Annotated in this window: 14 protein-coding genes and 1 pseudogene; 12 read left to right on the top strand and 3 right to left on the bottom strand. The window is 63.1% G+C overall.

The features are described 5' to 3' along the window. Nucleotides 1–210: 210 nt before the first annotated feature. The 4 genes and pseudogenes from BGP02_RS03945 to BGP02_RS03965 form a co-directional block, all read left to right on the top strand. Nucleotides 211–348, top strand: a pseudogene (locus BGP02_RS03945) (arsenate reductase ArsC); the annotation flags it as partial. Between the two features lie 137 nt (nucleotides 349–485). Further along, complete coding sequence (gene arsD, locus BGP02_RS22315; RefSeq protein WP_150564084.1) at nucleotides 486–1,331, top strand: arsenite efflux transporter metallochaperone ArsD; 846 nt, start codon at nucleotides 486–488, stop codon at nucleotides 1,329–1,331. Between the two features lie 9 nt (nucleotides 1,332–1,340). After that, on the top strand, nucleotides 1,341–3,104 hold the full coding sequence (gene arsA / locus BGP02_RS03960) for an arsenical pump-driving ATPase (RefSeq protein WP_286797847.1): 1,764 nt from the start codon (nucleotides 1,341–1,343) through the stop codon (nucleotides 3,102–3,104). Between the two features lie 76 nt (nucleotides 3,105–3,180). Beyond that, on the top strand, nucleotides 3,181–4,233 hold the full coding sequence (locus BGP02_RS03965) for an ArsO family NAD(P)H-dependent flavin-containing monooxygenase (protein WP_286798170.1): 1,053 nt from the start codon (nucleotides 3,181–3,183) through the stop codon (nucleotides 4,231–4,233). A gap of 125 nt (nucleotides 4,234–4,358) precedes the next feature. Here the strand turns inward: BGP02_RS03965 and BGP02_RS03970 are convergent, their stop codons facing one another. After that, the gene (locus tag BGP02_RS03970; RefSeq protein ID WP_286797849.1) at nucleotides 4,359–4,553 is read right to left on the bottom strand and encodes a hypothetical protein; all 195 of its coding nucleotides are present in this window, start codon (nucleotides 4,551–4,553) and stop codon (nucleotides 4,359–4,361) included. 39 nt (nucleotides 4,554–4,592) lie between these two features. Next, nucleotides 4,593–5,363 carry a TetR/AcrR family transcriptional regulator gene (locus BGP02_RS03975; protein WP_232424595.1) on the bottom strand — a complete coding sequence of 257 codons (771 nt, stop codon included), beginning with the start codon at nucleotides 5,361–5,363 and terminating at the stop codon, nucleotides 4,593–4,595. Nucleotides 5,364–5,460: 97 nt separating this feature from the next. On the opposite strand from BGP02_RS03975, the gene BGP02_RS03980 reads away from it, so the two are divergent. The 8 genes from BGP02_RS03980 (at nucleotide 5,461) to BGP02_RS04015 (ending at nucleotide 13,368) form a co-directional block, all read left to right on the top strand. Then, the gene (locus BGP02_RS03980; RefSeq protein ID WP_286797851.1) at nucleotides 5,461–6,747 is read left to right on the top strand and encodes an alpha/beta fold hydrolase; all 1,287 of its coding nucleotides are present in this window, start codon (nucleotides 5,461–5,463) and stop codon (nucleotides 6,745–6,747) included. A gap of 52 nt (nucleotides 6,748–6,799) precedes the next feature. After that, on the top strand, nucleotides 6,800–7,447 hold the full coding sequence (locus BGP02_RS03985; protein ID WP_232424594.1) for a VOC family protein: 648 nt from the start codon (nucleotides 6,800–6,802) through the stop codon (nucleotides 7,445–7,447). Next, a complete protein-coding gene (locus BGP02_RS03990; RefSeq protein WP_232424593.1) occupies nucleotides 7,444–7,722 on the top strand; it encodes a hypothetical protein in 279 nt (92 codons plus the stop codon). The genes BGP02_RS03985 and BGP02_RS03990 overlap by 4 nt, the downstream gene beginning before the upstream one ends. A gap of 29 nt (nucleotides 7,723–7,751) precedes the next feature. After that, complete coding sequence (locus BGP02_RS03995; protein ID WP_286797854.1) at nucleotides 7,752–9,461, top strand: AMP-binding protein; 1,710 nt, start codon at nucleotides 7,752–7,754, stop codon at nucleotides 9,459–9,461. Then, a complete protein-coding gene (locus BGP02_RS04000; protein WP_286797856.1) occupies nucleotides 9,458–9,946 on the top strand; it encodes an acyl-CoA thioesterase in 489 nt (162 codons plus the stop codon). The genes BGP02_RS03995 and BGP02_RS04000 overlap by 4 nt, the downstream gene beginning before the upstream one ends. After that, a complete protein-coding gene (locus BGP02_RS04005) occupies nucleotides 9,943–10,722 on the top strand; it encodes a maleate cis-trans isomerase family protein (protein WP_286797857.1) in 780 nt (259 codons plus the stop codon). Before BGP02_RS04000 ends, BGP02_RS04005 begins: the two co-directional genes overlap by 4 nt. A 42-nt stretch (nucleotides 10,723–10,764) precedes the next feature. Continuing rightward, nucleotides 10,765–11,916, top strand: a complete 1,152-nt coding sequence (locus BGP02_RS04010; RefSeq protein WP_261938388.1) for an FAD-dependent monooxygenase — start codon at nucleotides 10,765–10,767, stop codon at nucleotides 11,914–11,916. 72 nt (nucleotides 11,917–11,988) lie between these two features. Next, nucleotides 11,989–13,368 carry an MFS transporter gene (locus tag BGP02_RS04015; RefSeq protein WP_286797859.1) on the top strand — a complete coding sequence of 460 codons (1,380 nt, stop codon included), beginning with the start codon at nucleotides 11,989–11,991 and terminating at the stop codon, nucleotides 13,366–13,368. Nucleotides 13,369–13,597: 229 nt separating this feature from the next. On the opposite strand, the gene BGP02_RS04020 is transcribed toward BGP02_RS04015, so the two are convergent. After that, complete coding sequence (locus BGP02_RS04020; RefSeq protein WP_286797861.1) at nucleotides 13,598–14,449, bottom strand: 3-hydroxybutyryl-CoA dehydrogenase; 852 nt, start codon at nucleotides 14,447–14,449, stop codon at nucleotides 13,598–13,600. Nucleotides 14,450–14,476 lie beyond the last annotated feature (27 nt).

Genomic DNA, 14,476 nt, shown 5'->3' on the forward strand with positions numbered 1-14,476 from the left:
AATGACGCGGAATCAGGTAATACGGAAGATGATGCCGGCCAATGCAGTCCTGGTACGAGGGTGTTAAGGACCGTCCCGCCTTTCTTCAGGTTCAGATGACACTACAGGCTTGTCCGGACCCCTGGGCCCCCGTGCGGTTCTGTTCCCGCGTTGACGGCCTTCTATGATGGCAGAGGCAGTCGTGGCCTTCTTGACGTATGTCAAGACACGTATAGCGCCGGCAGCGCGCCAAGCGGCCGTATCGACCCGTTTGCGCTGGATGCCCTGTCGAACCCGAGCGCCGACGCCCGGGGCTATTGCAGTAAGAGTTGGGGCAAATTCGCTGCGGAAGGTGCGCCTCGTCGCCGCGCGGCACGACGGGTTCGACGCCCCAGTTGTGCGATTATGGGCACGATGCGATAGCTGGACACGATCCGGGCGCGATGCATCCCCCTCCGGCAGACATGTCCGTGATGTCCCGGCAACGACCGTAGAGGAGCATCGGCATGAGCACACGTGATGACGAAATTCGCCCGGCAGCCGCCACCGACTTCGATGCCATCCGCGCGTTGCTGGACACCTGCGGGCTACCCGCCAGCGACCTCACGACGCAAAGCCTCGACGGCTTCCACGTCGCCGTGCGCGACGCCGGGATTGTCGGGGTGGCGGGACTGGAACAGGCCGGCATGGCAGCCCTGCTGCGTTCGGTCGCTGTTCACCCGCGGCTGCGCGCGTCCGGTCTCGGTAGTCGCCTTATCGACGCTTCTATTGCGCTAGCGCAAACGCGATCGCTGCGCGCGCTGTACCTTATTCCGAACGACGAATCCGCCCACACATTCTTTGCACGGCGCGGGTTCATTCGCATCGAGCGAAACCACATTCCCGAAGCGATCCGCGCTCTGCCCGAATTCACTCATCTCTGCCCGCAGACGCACCCGTGCTTGTGGAAACCGCTGAATCCCGATGGCTCCAAGGTGCCTGCCATGAAGAAACTCGAAGTGTTTGATCCCGCCATGTGTTGCTCGACAGGCGTTTGCGGTGTGGACGTGGACCCCGTGCTGGCGCAATTCGCTGCTGACCTGAAGTGGGTCGACGCGCACGGCGTCACCGTGGCCCGCTACAACCTCGGCCAGGCGCCGCAAGCGTTCGCCGCCAACGCGGCGGTGGTCAAGGAAATGGAAGCCGGTATGGAACGGCTGCCGATCCTCGTGATCGACGGCCACATCGTATCGACGGGCATGTATCCGTCCCGCCAGCAACTCGCGCAGAAACTCGGCATTGCGCTGACTGCGGCGGAAAAGCCGCACATCAAGGCCGGCAACTGCTGCACGCCGGGTTCAGGCTGCTGCTAGGGGGCGCTCATGTCCCTTCCTGAAACGCAGACCCGATATCTGTTCTTCACCGGAAAAGGCGGCGTCGGCAAGACATCGCTTTCCTGTGCCACGGGGCTCGCCCTAGCGGATGGCGGCAAGCGGGTGCTCATCGTCAGCACGGATCCGGCCTCCAATCTCGACGAGGTACTTGGCGTCGGCCTGAGTCAGTTGCCGACGGCAGTGCCCGGCGCCGCGGGGCTGTTCGCGTTGAATATCGACCCCGAAGCCGCCGCGCAGGCCTACCGGGAACGCATGGTCGGGCCGTATCGCGGCGTCTTGCCTGCCGCGGCGATCCGCGACATGGAGGAACAGTTTTCCGGGGCCTGCACGGTCGAGATAGCGGCCTTCGACGAATTCTCCAAACTGCTCGGCGACCCGGCGGCAACGGTCGATTTCGATCACGTGATTTTCGATACCGCCCCGACGGGCCACACGCTGCGTTTGTTGACGTTGCCGTCGGCGTGGAACGAGTTCATCTCGTCGTCGACTGGGGGCGCCTCGTGCCTCGGGCCACTGGCCGGGCTAGAGAAACAGAAGGCGCTGTACGCGGCGACTGTCGAACGCCTCTCGAACGCAGCGCAGACCACCGTCGTTCTGGTGAGTCGCCCGGAAGTTGCGGCGTTGCGCGAAGCGAATCGCACGCGGCACGAACTGGCCGAACTCGGCATTCACAACCAGGTGCTGGCCATCAATGGGCTCTTTGCCACGGACCGGCGTGACGACGCCATCGCGACCGCCATGGCGCAGCGTGCGCAGCAGGCGCTGGCCGACATGCCGCGAGAACTGGCTGGCTTGCCGCAGACGCGCACTCCGTTTCTGCCGCGCGGCACGGTCGGCCTGGACGCGCTGCGCGACATGGCGCATCCCGAGCGCGTGCGCATGCCGACCGAGCGCCGGATGCCCGAAACCGCCTTGCCGCCGGGCTTGGGGAGACTCGTCGACGAGCTGGCAACCACGGGCCACGGCGTAATCATGACGATGGGAAAAGGCGGCGTGGGCAAGACTACAGTAGCGGCGGCTATCGCTGTCGCGCTGGCGGGCCGTGGACACGACGTCATCCTCTCAACCACCGACCCGGCCTCGCATGTAGCCGCCACCGTCGATGGCGTCGTGCCTCGGCTGAGCGTCACCCGCATCGACCCGGCGCGCGAAGTGCAGCAGTACACCGAGGAAGTGCTGGGCAAAGCGGCATCGCATCTCGACGCGGGCGGCCGGGCGATGCTCGAAGAAGATCTGCGCTCGCCCTGCACCGAAGAGATCGCCATCTTCAGGGCCTTCGCGCGTACCGTCGATCAAGGCAAATCCGGCTTTGTGGTTCTGGACACCGCGCCCACCGGGCACACCATCCTGCTGCTCGATGCAGCCGAGGCTTATCACCGCGAAGTGATGCGTACACAGGGTGACATGCCGGAGTCGGTCCGTCAGTTGCTGCCGCGCCTGCGCGACCCGGACTACAGCCGAATCCTCATCGTCACGTTGCCGGAAGCGACGCCGGTTCACGAAGCGGAGCGCCTGCGCGCCGACCTCGCGCGCGCCGGGATTTCGCCGTACGCGTGGGTCATCAACCAGTCGTTGCTGGCGAGCGGCACGACCGATTCGATGCTATGTCAGCGAGGGACTTGCGAGGTGCCGTTCGTGCGCCGCGTGGCGGACAATCTGGCGCAGCGCACCGCATTGATTCCGTGGCTTGCCGAGGCACCGGTCGGGGCAGCCGGCCTCAAGCATGTGATCACGTCGCGGGCGGCCACGTAGTGCGCCGACCATCGCCTTGAAGCGCAATAGGCTGCGACACCGCTGAAATTCGAATCAGGAGATGGAACGAAAACGCATGCCTACAGACATTAACGCCGTAGTCATCGGAGGTGGCCAGGCCGGGCTTGCCACCTCCTACTTCCTGCGCCGTGCGGGACTCGACCATATCGTGCTGGATGACCAGAGCGCCCCCGGAGGCGCCTGGCGACATACCTGGGACTCGCTGCATCTGTTTTCGCCGGCGCAATGGAGTTCGCTGCCAGGCTGGCCGATGCCCGTATCACAAGACACGTACCCGACGCGCAACGAGGTCATCGACTATCTGGCGAGATACGAGGATCGTTATCACTTCCCGGTGCGACGCCCCGTTCATGTCGAATCCGTTTCACGTGTCCAGAATGGCTTGCTGGTCACCACTGATCGTGGGGAATGGCTGGCTAAGGCAGTGGTGAGCGCGACCGGTACGTGGAGCGCACCCTATATCCCAGACTACGCTGGACGCGAGATCTTTCGAGGTCGCCAGATGCATTCGGCGCAGTATCGCAACCCGGACGATCTGCGCGGACAAAACGTGCTGGTGGTGGGCGGCGGCAACTCGGGTGCGCAAATCCTGGCGGAGGTATCGACAGTCTGCAACGCTATGTGGGTGACGTTGCAGGAGCCCGCTTTTCTTCCAGATGACGTGGATGGCCGAGTCTTGTTCGAACGCGCGACAGCCAAATGGCAGGCGCTTCGCGATGGGCACACGATGACGGCGCCGGTGGGCGGTTTGGGCGACATCGTCATGGTTCCGCCTGTACGCGACGCGCGTGCGCGAGGCGTTCTGCACTCAATGCGTCCGTTCAACCACTTCGATGCAGACGGCGTCGTGTGGAGCAACGGCACGCACTCCTGCGTCGATGTCGTGATCTGGTGCACAGGGTTCCGCCCCGCACTCAGACATCTTGACCCGCTGCAGATCTGCGACAGCGACGGATTACCAAGGACAGATGGGACGCACGCCCGAAACGAGGAACGCTTGTGGTTGGTTGGCTACGGCGAGTGGTGCGGGGCTGCGTCGGCCACGCTCATTGGTGTAATGCGTAGCGCTCGAGAGGCGGCGGGGAACATAGTCCAATATGTACGATGAAAACAGGACCGTTCCTTCGCGTTAAGCGGACGCTCGCAAGGCCATATAGAGCCGCTTGCGAATGACCGGTTGAATCCACAGCCGATCTCGGCCTTTCCCGTGTGTGCGCCACCGGCCATGAGCCATTACACAGGGCGACGCACTTGAAAGGCGATGGATTCGAGCACCCACTGATCGATGTCCCATTGCATCAACGCCTCGACCACCCCGCCCGATGCGCTCGGCGCCGCGTCGCTACGGACGAGCTGAATTGGGAAACGATCAAAAGTCCTGTCGCGCCTTTTTTCCTGCCAATGAAGTTCGACTTCGTTGCGGGTCATCAGAATCGAGTCACATAGCTCGCTGGTAGTCCCCTTCACTTACGGCTTGACATGTCGCTCGAGCAAATCAATATCGTCACGCAATAGCTTCAACACGCCCGCCACACTTTGCTCGCTGAGCTGCCGCCCCGCATCTTGCTCGACCGAGCGCAGCGCCATGTCGGCAATCTGCTCCGCGATCTCGTCAGCCTTGCGCGGGCCGGACGGCGTGAACCACCAGGCTGTCCAGTTGCACATGCCGATGATCGAGAACGCGGCGACCTTGGCGTCCATCATACGAAACTGACCGCGTTCGATACCCAACTCAATCGCCTGCCGGAACTGTTCAAGCACCGCGCGCCGCGATTGCTCGGCGAGCTTCCTTTGCTTGAGCGGCAAGTTGTCCTCATTGCGCTCCACCACACGAAATTGCAACGGATGCGTGAGGATCAGATGAGCATGCCGCAACACTAGATGCCGCAACATCGCGGCCGGTTGCCGCAAATCCTCCGGTAACGCCTCGGAGGCCAACTCCCCCGCTGCGCGAGTGACCACCGTGGTCAACACTTCGAGAATCGCTTCCTTGCTCTTGAAGTAGTAGTACAGCGCCGGACGACTCACGCCCACGACATCCGCAATGTCGTTGAAGCTCGTCCCGTCGAAACCCCGCTCGATAAACAGCCGCGTTGCGACCTCCAGAATGTTCTCCCGCAGCGCGTCGCTCTTTGTCTGTGCTTTGCTCATGACGACCTTCAGTTCCTCTTTTGACGCAGGCGTCAGAAAACCCCAACGATAACCAAATTCCCTTGCAGCGCAAAGCCCCGCAAGCATTTCGCCCCAGACTTTTTTACATCTCCGTCAAATTTCAACACGAATGTTTACTTATTCGTAAAAAACTGGACTAATATGTAAAAAAGGAGGTGAGGAGATGAGTCAACAACTGCAAGGTCGTAACGTCGGTCACGGGGCGACGGCGGGATTTCTCAACACGGACTGGAATCCGCGAGATCTGCCATTGGGCGCGACGACGCGTAATGTCGTCCTTCGCACGGCAGACGGCGCGGCAACGAGCGGCGCACTCTATACCGACGGTTCGCCCGATACTGTTGTCTGCATCATGCATCCGCGTGAGTTCATGGCATGTCATTACCTGATCCCGGATATCGTGAATGCCGGCTATGCCGCATGGACACAGGCCCCGCGATCCGTCGGCAACGACATGCGGCTGGAACATGAGTTCGCGCTCTACGACGTCGCCGCCAGCATGCGATTCCTGCGCGAGGCGGGGTTCAAACGCATCATCCTGCTCGGCAACTCGGGCGGAAGTGGCCTCTACGCCCTCTACGCGCAGCAATCCGGGCTGGCGCCGGAAGCGCGAATCGAGCGCACACCAGGCGGACGTCCGACGAAACTGGCTTCGCTCGACATGCCGGCCATCGACGGTGTGGTTTTCGTCGCCCCCCACCCCGGACAAGGTGCCCTGCTGCAAACCTGCATCGATCCGTCGGTGACCAACGAGCAGGATGCGCTTTCCGTCGACCCGACGCTCGACCCGTTCGACCCGGCCAACGGGTTTTCGCCGCGGCAGTCGGGGGACGCCCCCGCGACGCGTTACGACGCCGACTTCGTAGCGCGCTACCGCGCCGCGCAAACCGCTCGTGTGGCGCGTCTCGACGCCATGGCGCGCGATCTCATCGCGACGCGTCAAGGCGCACGCGAGCGCCTCAAACACGACTCGGATCGGACCGACGCACGCCTGCGCCGCATAGCCGCGCACACGCCCGTGATGACGATCTGGCGAACCGACGCCGACCTGCGCTGCTTCGACCTGACGCTGGACCCGTCCGACCGGCGTTTCGGCTCACTCTGGGGCAGCGATCCGTTCACCTCGAACTACGGTTCGGTCGGTTTCGGCCGCGTCTGCTCTCCCGAGGCGTGGCTCTCCACATGGTCCGGGTTGTCCGCGAACGCATTGCTGTCGAAAACCGCATCGGCCATCGTGCAGCCTACGCTGCTCATCGAGTACACGGGCGATCAGGCCTGCTTTCCCAGCGTCATCGCCGACATCTACGCCAGTCTCGGCTCGACGCGGAAGTCGCACCGGCGTGTACGCGGCGACCACCACGGCCGCGCGCTGGCCGATGGCGAAGAAGCCGGACGCTACATCGCCGGTCGCCTGCTGCAGGACTGGCTGCGCGAGACCTTCCCGCAATGACACGCCCTGCCCCTACCCCCCCAATGCACTACCGAACTTCGGGAGACCCGACATGAAGTTGAACGACATCCCCGCAGCCGATCTCGCCTTGCGTCTGCACGGCGTGGATCACACGGCGCGGCCGACCTGGCGACTGCGGCAAACGGTCGAGTTCTATCGCGACATTCTCGGCCTGCCGCTGATTCACACGATTTCCGCTCGCGGCTGGGGGCCGGCAACGCACCCCGACTTCCTGCACTTCTTCTTCGATAGCGGCCACGGCAGCACGATCGCCTTCTTCTACTACCTGGGCAGTGCGGAACCGGCATTCCTCGCCAATCGTCCTGGCCGGGCTCCGTTGCCCGACGACCACGTATTCGACGCCACGCACACCGCATGGCGGGTCGACAGCCCGGAGGCATTGCGGGCCTGGAAGACCCGGCTGGAAGCGCGTGGCGTGGAAGTCTCGACCGAGACGGCGCACGAGGTGATCGAGTCGATTTACTTTCGCGACCCGAACGGCTACTTCATCGAGATCACCCGCAAGCTGCGCGCGCTGGAAGGCATCGATGCGCGCGACGCGTCGGCCACGCTCGAGGCCGCCATGGAAATCGAAGATGAAGCCCTCGCAGGAGGCGCCCCCTTCACCTGCATCGACACCGTTTGGCAACGCAAGGCTCAGCGCCTCGGCCAACGTCTGCATGGGGAGCGTCAGTCATGAGGACTCAAACGCCACAGCCCCGCCAACCGCTGCAAATCTTCGTCCTTAATGTGCCCGAATTTGCGCCGCTGACCGAAGCCGCACGGCAGTTGCCGTCGTGCCGGGTCGAAGCCCGCGGCGACTACACCGTGATTTCCAGCGATGTGCCGATTGCTTTCGAGCGTCGCGCACTGGGCCTGAAGCCCGCCGTCTGGTACGGATTGTTCACGGGCGGCCTCGACGGCCGAATCGAAAGCTATGAACGCGACATCGTGCGGATCGCCCCGCGCGCATAACGTCGCCACCGGAACGTGCAGGAGACACTATGAGCGGTATTTATCACCGTATCGACGGCGTGACGTACTGTCCGCCGGACCTGGCGCAGCGCTATTTCGCGTCGAACGCCTGGGTCGACACCACCCTCGGCGACGCGTTGCGGGCGACCGCCGCGCGTGTCCCGGCACGCTCGGCCTACCTCAGTGATGAGGCTACGCTGACCTTCGCCGAACTCGACTCGCGCAGCGAACGGCTTGGTGCGGCGCTCATCGAACTGGGCCTGCGCCCGGGCGACCGAGCGGTCTTCCAAATGGGCACCAACGTCGACACCGTCGTCGCACTGATGGGGGCCTACAAGGCGGGCGTCGTTCCCGTGTGTGCGGTGCCGCAATACCGTGAAGTGGAAATCGGCCAACTGGTTTCACAGTCCGAGGCGCGCGGCTACTTCGTGCAAGCGGATTTCTCCGCGTTCGATCTCGTCGGGTTTGCCCGTCAAATGATGGCGCGGCACGCGTCGCTGGAGCATCTGCTGGTGGCGCGCGGGAAGCAGGATGATCGTGCCGGCACCGGCCATCACGCCATCGAACGTCTTATCGACGCGATGCCACTCGAGCGCGCGCGCGACGTGCTGGGCAACCTTCGCATCGGTAGCGAGGACGTGCTGAGCTTCCAACTCTCGGGCGGCACGACCGGTGTGCCGAAGATCATCCCACGCTTTCATGCGGAGTACATCGGTCAATCGCTGACATGGATGCGCCATATCGGCATGTCCGAACACAGCCGCATGATCTGGTCGCTGCCATTGCTGCACAACGCCGGCCAGCTCTACGTGCTTGCGTCCACCGTGGCAACCGGCATGACGACCGTGCTGATGCCCCGTGTCGACATCGCCCGCATGCTCACGCTGATCGAGATGCACCGCGTCACGCATGGCCTCTCCATCGGGCCAGTCGCACCGCAAATGATCGCGTACAAGGATGTTGGCAAACACGATCTTTCGTCGCTGCAACTCTTCGGCACGATGAGCCGCGCCGACTCGCTTGAAGCCCACCTCGGCGTACCGTGCTTCAACCTCTACGGCACGACCGAAGGCCTGCTTATGGGGGCCGGCGCGCATCTGCCAGCGACGCTGCGTCACTACACGCAAGGGCTATCCGGGTGCGACGACGACGATATTCGTGTGCTGTTTCCGGGCACGGAGACGCCCGCCGAAGCAGGTACCGCAGGCGAACTCTGCTTTCGTGGACCGTCGAGCCTGCGCGGCTACTACAAGGCGCACGACGCAACGGCGCAGACGCTCACGCCGGACGGTTTCGTGCGCACCGGCGACATGGTCACGGAAAAGGTCATCGACGGCGTGCGCTGCTTCGCCTTCGAAGGGCGTCTGCGCGACAACATCAATCGCGGAGGCGAGAAGATCGGCTGCGAAGAGGTCGAAGCGTTTGTCAGCCGTCATCCGGCCGTTGCCGACGCCAAGCTGGTCGCCATGCCCGATCCGATTTACGGCGAGCGGGGTTGTGTCTATCTCATCCTGCGCCCCGGACATGTTGCGCCTTCCGTCACCGAACTCGCCGCGTTTCTCGTCGGCCAGGGGCTGGCGAAGTTCAAGTGCCCGGAGCGTATCGAGACGGTCGACGAATTTCCGGTGACCCGCGTCGGCAAGGTCGACAAGGCATCGCTGCGGGCGGCCATCGCCGAACGCCTTGCCACCGAAACCGCGCGTACCACCACCGCCCAGACGGCAAAGGCGGACGCATGATCAGCACCGAATACGTGGTGAGCGAGCAGCCCTTCGTAGTGCGCCGTCAGGTGCGATGGGGCGAGTGCGACCCGGCTGGCGTCGTCTACACGGCGACCTTTTCCGACTATGTCATCTCCATCGCCGAATTGTTCTATGGATCGCTCTTTGGCGGCACACCACAGGCCGTCAAGAACCGAAACGGATTCGGCACCCCCACCCGCGCGCTGACATTCGACTTCCACCGCTCGCTCTGGCCGGATGACGCGTTCGACGTCACCGTGGAAGTCGCCGAAGTTCGCACCCGAACCTTCACCTTGTTGATGACGGCGCGCAAAGCCGACAACGACATCGCCTTCATTGCACGACTCACGCCGATCTGCATCCAGCGCGGCGCGCGCGAGTCGATCGAGATGCCGTTGGTGCTGCGCACGGCGCTCGAGCGATACCGAGCCCGCAACGAACACGCCGCAGCCCCCTCACTCGCCGGAGACATCACCCTATGACGCCTACCCCATTTCGCATTGGTCAGATCGTGCCCAGTTCCAACACCACGATGGAGACCGAGATTCCCGCCATGCTGCGCGCGCGTGAACAGGTCCTGCCCGAGCGCTTCACCTTCCATTCGAGCCGCATGCGCATGCATCGCGTGGTGAAGGAGGAACTTGAGGCGATGAACGCCGAGGGCCTGCGCTGTGCCGCCGAACTCGCCGACGCGCGTGTGGATGTCATGAGTACCGCTTGCCTCGTGGCCATCATGGCGATGGGGCCGGGCTACCACCGCCAGGTTGAGGAAGACCTGCGCCGCGTCAGCCGCGAGAACCACTGCACAGCCGCCATCATGACGTCGGCCGGTGCACTCGTCGCCGGTTTAAAGACGCTGGGCGCGCGCAAGATCGCGCTGATGGCGCCGTACATGAAGCCGCTCACGCAAGCTGTGGTCGAGTATATCGAGCACGAGGGCATCGAGGTGCTCGATGCTCTGTCGTTCGAAATTCCCGACAACCTTGAGGTTGGACGCCGCGACCCCATGCAGTTGCTCAACGACGTCAAGCGGCTGAATACGGCCAATGCAGACGTCGTGGTGCTGTCCGCCTGCGTGCAGATGCCGTCGCTGCCTGCAATCCAGCTCGCGCAGGACCGGCTCGGCCTTCCCGTGACGTCGACCGCCGTGAGCACCGTGCGCCAGATGCTCGATCACCTCGGTCTGGCCCCTGAGGTGCCCAACGCCGGTGCCCTGCTGGCCGTGCCGAGCGCACGACCGCTGACACGTATAGCCTGACGCCCCCGCCATCTTCGCCAGCCAAAAATCAAGGAGCCCATCATGAGAATCGCCGTCATCGGTGGCGGGCCTGCCGGCCTGTACTTCTCGCTGTTGATGAAACAGCGTCATCCGCAAGACGAGATCGTCGTGCACGAGCGCAACGCCGCCAATGCCACTTATGGCTGGGGCGTTGTCTTCTCCGACATCGCACTTGCGTTCCTGAAAGAGGCGGACGAGGCATTCTTCCGCAAGTTCACCGCGCACCATACCCGCTGCGATTACATGGAGATCGTGCATCAAAGCGTGCCGGTGCGCCTGAGCAACAATCACTTTTCGCGCACGTCCCGCATCGATATGCTGCGCGTACTACAGCAAGCCTGCGCGCAAGCCGGTGTCGATGTTCGCTATCAAAGCCACGTCACCGATCCGGCCCAACTGCCCGACGCCGACGTGATCATCGCCGCCGACGGCGTGAACAGCGAAGTGCGCACCCATCTGGCCGAACACTTCATGCCGAGCTTCGACGAGCGACGCAACAAGTTCGCGTGGTATGGCACGTCGCAGCGCTTCCACCCGGTGTCGTTGATCTTCCGTCAGACGCCGCACGGCGTGTTCATGGCGCACGCGTATCAATACAGTCCCGATCGCTCAACGTTCCTCGTGGAAGTCGATCCCGAGACATGGCAGCGCTGCGGCCTCGACACCGCCGCCGAGGACGAGAGCCGCGCGTTCTGCGAGCAGATCTTTGCCGACGACCTGCAAGGTCATTCGTTGCTGACCAACCGGTCGAACTGGTTTCAGGCACGGGTGGTCAGCAATGCGCGCTGGTCGCACGGCAACGTGGTTCTGCTTGGCGACGCCCTGCGCAGTGTGCACTTCTCGCTCGGCTCGGGCACGCGCATGGCCATGCAGGATGCCATCGCCTTGTTCGAAGCGCTGTCGGCGCATCGGAATGACGTGCAATCGGCGTTCGCTTCGTTCGAGCAAAGCCGTCGCAGCGCCTCTGATCGCTTTCAGGATGCCGCCAGACGGAGCCTCGACTGGTACGAGTCCGTTGGCCAGCGCATGCACCTCGATCCCGTGAGCTTTGCATACGACTACATGCTGCGCACGGGACGCGTCAGTCACGAAGACCTTCGTCGGCGAGATCCTGCGTTCATCGCACAAGTAGAGACCAATGCCGCCGTCCCAGTGCACGGGCGCGCCGCATAGCTGCCAGCCGCATTCAGCACATCCACATAAAGGGCGACATCGTATCGCCGCATCGAGACAGGAGACACTTTCATGGACAAGCAAGACACCCGGCACACGTCAGTGGACGTACGGGACTTCATCAACGCGATCCCAGTGTCGCGCTTCCAGATCATGATCAGCGCGATGTGCTTCCTGATCGTGGCGCTGGACGGGTTCGACATCGCGATCATCGGCTTTATCGCCCCTCACATTCGCGCCGAATGGCAGTTGTCGATGGTCTCGCTCGGCCCCCTGTTCAGCGCCGGGCTGCTGGGACTGATGGTGGGCGCGTTCTGTAGCGGGCCGATGGCGGACCGTATCGGACGCCGCCGTGTCTTGATCTTGTCTGTCGCATGGTTCGGTGCGGCAAGCGTAGGGGCTGCGTTCGCGCCGAACGTCGAATGGCTGATCGCGCTTCGCTTCCTGACCGGCCTAGGATTGGGCGGTGCCATGCCCAACGCGATCACGCTGACGTCCGAGTTCAGTCCCGAGCGGCGTCGCGGCACTCTGCTCACGCTGATGTTCTGCGGCTTCTCGCTCGGCTCGGCGCTCGGCGGCGTAGTGACGGCGTACCTCGTGGCGGGGATCGGCTGGCGCGGCTTGCTCGCCGTCGGCGGCCTGCTGCCGCTGGCGCTTGTGCCGGTGCTGTGGTTCACGCTGCCGGAGTCGGTGCGCTTTTTGGCAATCCGAGGCGGCACGCAGACGCAGATCATCTCGATTCTGGCGCGCGTCGCGCCGCAACGGGTTGTGGCCGGTCCGCAGTACACCGCTGCCGACGATCGCCTCCCGTCGTCGCCCGTGGTGCAACTGTTCCATCGCGACTACCGGCGCGGCACGCTGCTGCTCTGGCTCGCATTCTTCATGAGTTTGCTGTTGCTGTACCTGCTCATCAATTGGCTGCCGATCCTGGCGGAGCGCAGCGGCCTGACGCTCAAGCAGGCGTCGATGTTTGCCGGACTGTTGCAAGGCGGCGGCGTGCTGGGTGCGATTGTGCTGGGCGTGCTGATCGACCGGTTCCATCCTTACAAAGTGGTCGCCGCAGCCTATGTCGTGGGTGCGTTCGCGCTAGCGTCGCTGGCGATTGCCGGCGATGCGGTAGGGCTGGCGCTGGGCATCTTCGTGACAGGATTCTGCGTGAGCGGTTCGCAGGTCTGCGCGAACGTGATTGCATCCGCCTATTACCCGACATCCAATCGCGCGACCGGCGTGGCGTGGGCGCTCGGCATCGGCCGCATCGGGGCGGTGGCGGGATCGCTCGGTGGCGCCATGCTGCTCGCGGCGGGTTGGAGCAATGCCGGACTGTTCATGATTCTCGCGATACCGGCAGTGCTGGCCGCGCTGGGGATTCTGCTCGCGGGCGCAAAGCATGGGCGAGCCGTGGAGAGTGAGGCCATCACCACCGAGTCGCCCGTGTCGCTCTCGGAGATTTGACGATGGCGAACCGGCCTGAGGTAGCGACGGACGTCGTTGCTTGCGTCGGGCCAGTTCGTGAATGCAGGACAACGCGCCGCGCTCGATGTCTTGCACGCGGACTGAAAATCAATCCTGAGCCCGCGTGTCCCCAACCAGATTTCCATCGATCGGAAGCGTCTCGGCGGCGACAAAATTGACCTTGCCGCGCAATCGCAGCGATGCTCCGTTGCTGTTTCAGTAGCGGTATCTATGCGTAGCGATACACACCATAGCCCGACTTTCTGCCCAAGCGCCCCGCGGCCACTAACTCGCGCAGTAACGGACAGGCTCGGTACTTAGGGTCACCGAAGTCTTTCGAGAAGACGTCCATGACCGACAGGCATACGTCGAGCCCGACCAGGTCGGCAAGCGCCAGCGGTCCGAGTGGATGATTGGCGCCAAGCCGCATTCCCGCGTCGATTTCTTCTGCGCTTGCAATGCCCTCCGCCAGCACAAAAAAAGCCTCGTTGATCATCGGCACCAGAATCCGGTTGACCACGAAACCCGGCGAATTCTTGACGTTGATAGGCGCTTTGCTCAGCTGTAGCGCTAACTCGTGCACCGCGCGCACGGTTTCGGCATTTGTCTGAACACCTTTAATGATCTCGACAAGCGGTAGCAATGGCACCGGGTTGAAGAAATGCATACCGATAAAGCGCGATGGGTCCGACATCGCCGCGCCAAGCGCGGTGATCGAGATTGACGAGGTATTTGAAGCGATGATTGCGCAGGGGCGGACGATCGACTCGATCTGGGTCAGGATGCGCATCTTGAGTTCGCGATTTTCGGTCGCGGCCTCGATGATTAGATCAACGTCCGCAAGTCGCCGATAATCTGTCGATGCTTCAACCCTCGAAATGGCGACGGCTCGCTGTGCGGTGTCAAGCTTACCTTTGGTCACCATCCGGTCAAGGCTGGCGGTCAACGACTCAATGCCGCCAGCAAGTGCGTATTCGTTAATGTCGATCAGAACTGTGTTCAGGCCAGCAGTGGCGACGATCTGTGCGATGCCGCTGCCCATCGCACCAGCACCAACGATGCCTACGGATTCAATTGTCATTGGGACTTCCATGGTCTTCAACTTGCC

The organism is Pandoraea sp. 64-18, assembly GCF_001899225.1.
Classification (GTDB): Bacteria; Pseudomonadota; Gammaproteobacteria; order Burkholderiales; family Burkholderiaceae; genus Pandoraea; species Pandoraea cepalis.

Bases quoted from the DNA above. Each gene is read 5' to 3' on its own strand.
- arsD (WP_150564084.1), top strand. From the start codon at position 486: ATGAGCACACGTGATGACGAAATTCGCCCGGCAGCCGCCACCGACTTC.
- arsA (WP_286797847.1), top strand. From the start codon at position 1,341: ATGTCCCTTCCTGAAACGCAGACCCGATATCTGTTCTTCACCGGAAAA.
- BGP02_RS03965 (WP_286798170.1), top strand. From the start codon at position 3,181: ATGCCTACAGACATTAACGCCGTAGTCATCGGAGGTGGCCAGGCCGGG.
- BGP02_RS03970 (WP_286797849.1), bottom strand. From the start codon at position 4,553: ATGACCCGCAACGAAGTCGAACTTCATTGGCAGGAAAAAAGGCGCGAC.
- BGP02_RS03975 (WP_232424595.1), bottom strand. From the start codon at position 5,363: ATGCTTGCGGGGCTTTGCGCTGCAAGGGAATTTGGTTATCGTTGGGGT.
- BGP02_RS03980 (WP_286797851.1), top strand. From the start codon at position 5,461: ATGAGTCAACAACTGCAAGGTCGTAACGTCGGTCACGGGGCGACGGCG.
- BGP02_RS03985 (WP_232424594.1), top strand. From the start codon at position 6,800: ATGAAGTTGAACGACATCCCCGCAGCCGATCTCGCCTTGCGTCTGCAC.
- BGP02_RS03990 (WP_232424593.1), top strand. From the start codon at position 7,444: ATGAGGACTCAAACGCCACAGCCCCGCCAACCGCTGCAAATCTTCGTC.
- BGP02_RS03995 (WP_286797854.1), top strand. From the start codon at position 7,752: ATGAGCGGTATTTATCACCGTATCGACGGCGTGACGTACTGTCCGCCG.
- BGP02_RS04000 (WP_286797856.1), top strand. From the start codon at position 9,458: ATGATCAGCACCGAATACGTGGTGAGCGAGCAGCCCTTCGTAGTGCGC.
- BGP02_RS04005 (WP_286797857.1), top strand. From the start codon at position 9,943: ATGACGCCTACCCCATTTCGCATTGGTCAGATCGTGCCCAGTTCCAAC.
- BGP02_RS04010 (WP_261938388.1), top strand. From the start codon at position 10,765: ATGAGAATCGCCGTCATCGGTGGCGGGCCTGCCGGCCTGTACTTCTCG.
- BGP02_RS04015 (WP_286797859.1), top strand. From the start codon at position 11,989: ATGGACAAGCAAGACACCCGGCACACGTCAGTGGACGTACGGGACTTC.
- BGP02_RS04020 (WP_286797861.1), bottom strand. From the start codon at position 14,449: ATGACAATTGAATCCGTAGGCATCGTTGGTGCTGGTGCGATGGGCAGC.